Consider the following 6,415-nt stretch of genomic DNA (forward strand, 5'->3'; position numbering starts at 1 on the left):
TAAGGTAAATTTAGGAGGTCTAAAATGAGTTACGACGCACTTTTTTCACCATTTAAAATCAGAGGTTTAGAACTTAAAAACAGAATAGTTCTACCAGGTATGAATACAAAAATGGCAAAAAATAAACATGATTTAAGCGATGATATGATAGCTTACCATGTTGCAAGAGCAAAAGCAGGTTGTGCATTAAATATATTTGAATGTGTTGCGCTATGTCCAGCACCTCATGCATATATGTACATGGGATTATACAATGACAATCATGTAGCTCAGTTAAAAAAATTAACAGATGCTGTTCACGAAGCTGGCGGTAAAATGGCTGTTCAGTTATGGCATGGTGGTTTCAGCCCACAGATGTTCTTTGATAAAACAAATACATTAGAAACACCAGATACTATAACAGTTGAACGTATTCATGAAATAGTTAAAGAGTTTGGAGAAGGTGCAAGAAGAGCTGTTGAAGCTGGATTCGATGCAGTTGAATTCCATGCAGCACACAGTTACTTACCTCATGAATTCCTAAGTCCAGGAATGAATAAAAGAACTGACGAATATGGTGGAAACTTTGAAAATCGTTGCAGATTCTGCTTCGAAGTAGTTGAAGCTATACGTGCAAATATACCAGAAGATATGCCATTCTTCATGAGAGTTGACTGCATAGATGAGTTAATGGATGAAGTAATGACAGAAGAAGAAATAGTAGAATTTATAAATAGATGTGCTGATTTAGGAGTAGACGTAGCTGACTTATCAAGAGGTAATGCTCAGTCATTCGCAACAGTTTACGAAGTTCCTCCTTTCAACTTACAGCACGGTTTCAATATAGAAAACATATACAACATCAAAAAACAGATAAAAATACCAGTAATGGGTGTTGGTCGTATAAACACAGGAGAAATGGCTAACCAGGTAATAGCAGATGGAAAATTTGACTTAGTTGGTATAGGTCGTGCTCAGTTAGCAGATCAGGATTGGGTTGCTAAAGTTAGAGAAGGTAAAGAAGATTTAATACGTCATTGTATAGGATGTGACCAGGGATGCTACGATGCAGTTATAAACCCTCAGATGACTCACATAACTTGTACAAGAAACCCTCACTTATGCTTAGAATACAAAGGTATGCCAAAAACTGATGAACCTAAAAAAGTTATGATAATCGGTGGTGGTATGGCTGGTATATTAGCAGCTGAAGTACTTAAAAAACGTGGACATGAACCAGTTATATTCGAAGCTTCTGATCACTTAGCAGGACAGTTCGTATTAGCAGGTAAAGCTCCAATGAAAGAAGATTGGGCAGCTGCAGCTAAATGGGAAGCTGAAGAAGTAGCTCGTTTAGGAATAGAAGTTAGATACAATACAAAAGTTACTCCAGAATTAATAGAAGAATTCGCTCCAGACCATGTTGTTATAGCTATAGGATCTGATTACGTAGCTCCAGCTATACCAGGTATAGATAGTGACAAAGTTTACACTCAGTATCAGGTATTAAAAGGTGAAGTAGAACCAAAAGGACATGTAGCAGTAGTTGGTTGTGGATTAGTTGGTACAGAAGTTGCTCAGTACTTAGCAGCTAGAGGAGCTCAGGTAACAGCTATAGAAAGAAAAGGTGTTGGTACAGGTCTAAGCATGCTTAGAAGAATGTTCATGAACCCAGAATTCAAATACTACAAAATAAACAAAATGTCTGGAACTAACATAGTTGGTATAGAACCAGGAAAACTTCACTACATAATGACTAACAAGAAAACTCAGGAAGTTACTGAAGGTGTGTTAGAATGTGATGCAGCAGTAATCTGTACAGGTATAACTGCTAGACCAAGTGAAGATTTACAGGAAAAATGTAAAGAATTAGGTGTTCCATTCAACGTAATAGGTGACGCAGCTGGTGCTAGAGATGCTAGAATAGCTACTCAGGAAGGTTACGAAGTAGGTATGAGTATATAATTTAAAAATTAATTATATAAATTAAAGGTTATTAAATTATTAGAAAGAGGCGAATAAAATGACTTTAGAAGCAAGAATAGAAGCATTAGAAAAAGAAATACAGAGATTAAACGATATAGAAGCTATAAAACAGTTAAAAGCTAAATATTTCCGTTGCTTAGATGGAAAATTATGGGATGAATTAGAAACTACTCTTTCTCCTAACATAGAAACTTCTTACTCTGATGGAAAATTAGTATTCCACAGCCCAAAAGAAATAACTGAATACTTAGCAGCAGCAATGCCTAAAGAAGAAATAAGTATGCATATGGGACATACTCCAGAAATAACAATAGACAGTGAAACTACTGCAACTGGAAGATGGTACCTAGAAGACAACCTAATATTCACAGACGGAAAATACAAAAACGTTGGAATAAACGGTGGTGCATTCTACACAGATAAATATGAAAAAATAGATGGACAGTGGTTCATAAAAGAAACTGGATATGTTCGTATATTTGAAGAACATTTCATGAGAGATCCAAAAATACATATAACTAGCAACATGCATAAAGAAAAATAATAATTGATTGCTAATAAACAAGATATAAACAGGGGGCTGGTAAACAGCCAGCCCTCTGAAAAATAAACTAAAAAACTATAATCTTTTAAAATCTTAATTAAAGTAGAAGGAGATAAGACAATGAACTTAGTACAGGACAAAATAGTTATAATAACAGGTGGAACAAGTGGTATAGGTCTTTGCGCAGCAAAAATATTCATGGATAACGGTGCAACAGTTTCTATATTCGGAAAAACTCAGGAAGAAGTAGACGCTGCTAAAGCAGAATTAAAAGAAACTCACCCAGATAAAGAAGTATTAGGATTTGCTCCAGATTTAACTAATAGAGATGAAGTTATGGCTGCAGTTGGTGCAGTAGCTGAAAAATACGGAAGATTAGACGTTATGATAAACAATGCTGGTGTTACTAGCTCAAACGTATTCTCAAGAGTTAGTCCAGAAGAATTCAAATATATGATGGATATAAATGTAACTGGTGTATTCAACGGTGCTTGGGCAGCTTACCAGTGCATGAAAGGTAGAAAAGAAGGAGTTATAATAAATACTGCTTCTGTAACAGGAATACACGGATCATTATCAGGAGTTGGATACCCAACAAGTAAAGCAGCTGTTGTAGGATTCACTCAGGCTCTTGGTAGAGAAATAATACGTAAAAACATAAGAGTTGTTGGTGTTGCACCAGGTGTTGTTAACACTCCAATGGTTGGTAATATACCAGAAGAAATATTAGATGGATACCTAAGCTCATTCCCAATGAAGAGAATGTTAGAACCAGAAGAAATAGCTAATACTTACTTATTCTTAGCTTCTGACTTAGCTAGTGGTATAACAGCTACAACTGTAAGCGTTGACGGTGCTTATAGACCATCATAAGATTTACTTTAATTTAAAACTGTAATTAGATAGATAATACGACGATTAATATAAAAAATGTTCTTTAAAAGAAAAGGAGAAATAAAATGGCTGGATTAAAAGATTTTCCTAAATTTGGTGCACTTTCTGGATTAAAAATATTAGATAGTGGATCTAACATAGCAGGACCTCTAGGTGGTGGACTTTTAGCAGAATGTGGTGCTACAGTTATACACTTCGAAGGGCCTAAAAAACCAGACAACCAGAGAGGTTGGTATGGATACCCTCAGAACCACAGAAACCAGTTATCAATGGTTGCTGATATAAAATCTGAAGAAGGTAGAAAAATATTCTTAGACTTAATAAAATGGGCTGACATATGGGTTGAATCATCAAAAGGTGGACAGTATGATAGACTAGGACTTTCTGATGAAGTTATATGGTCAGTTAACCCTAAAATAGCTATAGTTCACGTTTCTGGATACGGACAGGTTGGAGATCCAGCATACGTAACAAAAGCTTCTTATGATGCTGTTGGGCAGGCATTCAGTGGATACATGTCATTAAATGGTGTTAATGAAGCATTAAAAATAAATCCTTACCTAAGTGACTTCGTATGTGGTCTTACTACTTGCTGGGCAATGTTAGCATGCTATGTAAGTACTCAGTTAACTGGAAAAGGAGAATCTGTAGATATAGCTCAGTACGAAGCATTAGCTCGTATAATGGACGGACGTATGATACAGTACGCTACTGATGGTGTAAGTGTTCCAAAAACTGGTAACAAAGATGCTCAGGCAGCTCTATTCAGCTTCTATACTTGTAAAGATGGAAGAACTATATTCATAGGTATGACTGGTGCTGAAGTATGTAAGAGAGGATTCCCTGTAATAGGACTTCCAGCTCCTGGTACTGGTGACCCAGACTTCCCAGAAGGATTCACTGGATGGATGATAAATACTCCAGTTGGACAGAGAATGGAAAAAGCTATGGAAGCATTCGTTGCTGAAAGAACTATGCCAGAAGTTGAAAAAGCTATGATAGATGCTCAGATACCATGCCAGAGAGTTTACGATCTTGAAGACTGCTTAAACGATCCTCACTGGAATGCTCGTGGAACTATAATGGAATGGGATGACCCAATGATGGGACACATAAAAGGTCTTGGATTAATAAACAAATTCAAAAACAACCCTTCTGAAATATGGAGAGGTGCTCCATTATTTGGTATGGACAACAGAGACATACTTAGAGATCTTGGATACTCTGAAGAAGAAGTTAACGATTTATACGCTAAAGGTATCGTAAACGAATTCGACCTTGAAACAACTATAAAACGTTATAAATTAGATCAGGTTATACCTCACATGGCTAAAAAAGATAAATAAGAAACGTATTAAACAATAAAAGATAAATGTCGAGCCTGCCAGAATGAAAATTTTGACAGGCTTGATATTATAAACAAATGTTATAAAAAAAACAAAATAAAAATTGCTTAAATTTTATACAAGGAGAATTGAAATGACAGCAACAAACGCAAACTATAAAAAAGGCTTTATCCCATTTGCTATAGCAGCGTTACTAGTAGGTCTTATAGGTGGTTTCACAGCCGTTCTAGCACCTGCATTCGTAGCAGATATGGGTCTTAACGATAACAATACTACATGGATAGCACTAGCGCTTGCAATGTCTACAGCTGCATGTGCTCCAATACTTGGTAAATTAGGTGACGTACTTGGACGTCGTAAAACTTTATTATTAGGAATCATAGTATTCACAATAGGTAACGTATTAACAGCAATAGCATCTTCATTAATATTCATGCTAGGTGCAAGATTTATAGTTGGGGTTGGTACAGCGGCTATAGCTCCAGTTATAATGGCTTACATAGTTACTGAATATCCACCAGAAGAAACTGGTAAAGGATTCGCTCTTTATATGTTAATATCAAGTGCTGCAGTTGTTGTTGGTCCAACTTGTGGTGGATTAATAATGCAGGCATTTGGATGGAGAATGATGATGTGGGTTTGTGTTGCCCTTTGTGTAGTAACATTCTTCATATGTTCAGTAATGATTAAGAAAACAGACTTTGAAAAGAAAAGTCTTGATAACTTCGATAAAAAAGGTGCAGTATGCGTACTAATATTCTTCAGTTTAGTATTATGTATACCATCATTCGGACAGAATATAGGTTGGACATCAGCTCCATTCCTAGGTGTTACAGCAGTAGCTTTAGTAACATTATTCTTATTAATAAAAGCTGAAAGCAGTGCTGAAAACCCAATATTAAGTGGTAAATTTATGAAACGTAAAGAATTCATATTACCAGTATTAATACTATTCCTTACTCAGGGATTAATGCAGGCCAATATGACTAACGTAATATTATTCGTTAGAGCTACTCAGCCAGAAAATACAATAATATCAAGTTTCGCAATATCAATCCTTTACATAGGTATGTCTTTAGGTTCAGTATTCATAGGACCTATGGCAGATAAAAAAGAACCAAAGACTGTACTTACAGGATCACTTCTATTCACTGGTATAGGTTGTGCAATGATGTACTTCTTCACAGAAACTGCACCATTCGCAATATTAGCTGGATCTCTAGGAATGTTAGGTATAGGACTTGGAGGAAATGCAACAATCCTAATGAAAGTTTCATTATCTGGATTATCTCAGGCAGAAGCTGGATCAGGAACAGGAACATACGGATTATTCAGAGATATATCAGCTCCATTTGGTGTTGCGGTATTCGTACCACTATTTGCAAACACAGTTACAACAAGAATGGCTGGAGTAATGGCTAACGGAACTGCAGAAGCTGCTGCTAAATCATTAGCATCTGTTTCATCTATACATACATTAGCATTAGTTGAAGTATGCTGTGTAATATTAGCAATAGTTGCAGTTAGAATGCTACCAAAAATACATAATAAATAATTTAAAAATAATAACAGAGTTGAAAAAACACTCAATTAAAAGAGGGGCCTTGAGCCCCTTTTTTAATTACAAGGATATTATAATACTTCAAATTCTGTGGAAAACCTGTGT

The 6,415-nt window shown here is 35.8% G+C and carries 5 protein-coding genes; all 5 read left to right on the forward strand.

Annotated features, from left to right (window positions below):
- Positions 1 to 24 precede the first annotated feature (24 nt).
- The 5 genes from baiCD (at position 25) to DWX74_RS05580 (ending at position 6,304) form a co-directional block, all read left to right on the forward strand.
- On the forward strand, positions 25 to 1,944 hold the full coding sequence (baiCD, locus tag DWX74_RS05560) for a bile acid Fe-S flavoenzyme BaiCD (protein ID WP_118549078.1): 1,920 nt from the start codon (positions 25 to 27) through the stop codon (positions 1,942 to 1,944).
- Positions 1,945 to 2,002: 58 nt separating this feature from the next.
- Positions 2,003 to 2,509, forward strand: a complete 507-nt coding sequence (baiE, locus tag DWX74_RS05565) for a bile acid 7alpha-dehydratase (protein ID WP_118549079.1) — start codon at positions 2,003 to 2,005, stop codon at positions 2,507 to 2,509.
- Positions 2,510 to 2,629: 120 nt separating this feature from the next.
- Entirely contained in the window at positions 2,630 to 3,382 is a 753-nt protein-coding gene (locus DWX74_RS05570) for an SDR family NAD(P)-dependent oxidoreductase (protein ID WP_118549080.1), read from the forward strand.
- An 86-nt stretch (positions 3,383 to 3,468) separates the two neighbouring features.
- Positions 3,469 to 4,749 carry a bile acid CoA-transferase BaiF gene (baiF, locus tag DWX74_RS05575; protein ID WP_118549081.1) on the forward strand — a complete coding sequence of 427 codons (1,281 nt, stop codon included), beginning with the start codon at positions 3,469 to 3,471 and terminating at the stop codon, positions 4,747 to 4,749.
- A 133-nt stretch (positions 4,750 to 4,882) separates the two neighbouring features.
- Entirely contained in the window at positions 4,883 to 6,304 is a 1,422-nt protein-coding gene (locus DWX74_RS05580) for an MFS transporter (protein WP_118549082.1), read from the forward strand.
- Positions 6,305 to 6,415: the final 111 nt, after the last annotated feature.

Source organism: Peptoclostridium sp. AF21-18, from assembly GCF_003478825.1.
Taxonomy (GTDB): Bacteria; Bacillota; Clostridia; order Peptostreptococcales; family Peptostreptococcaceae; genus Peptacetobacter.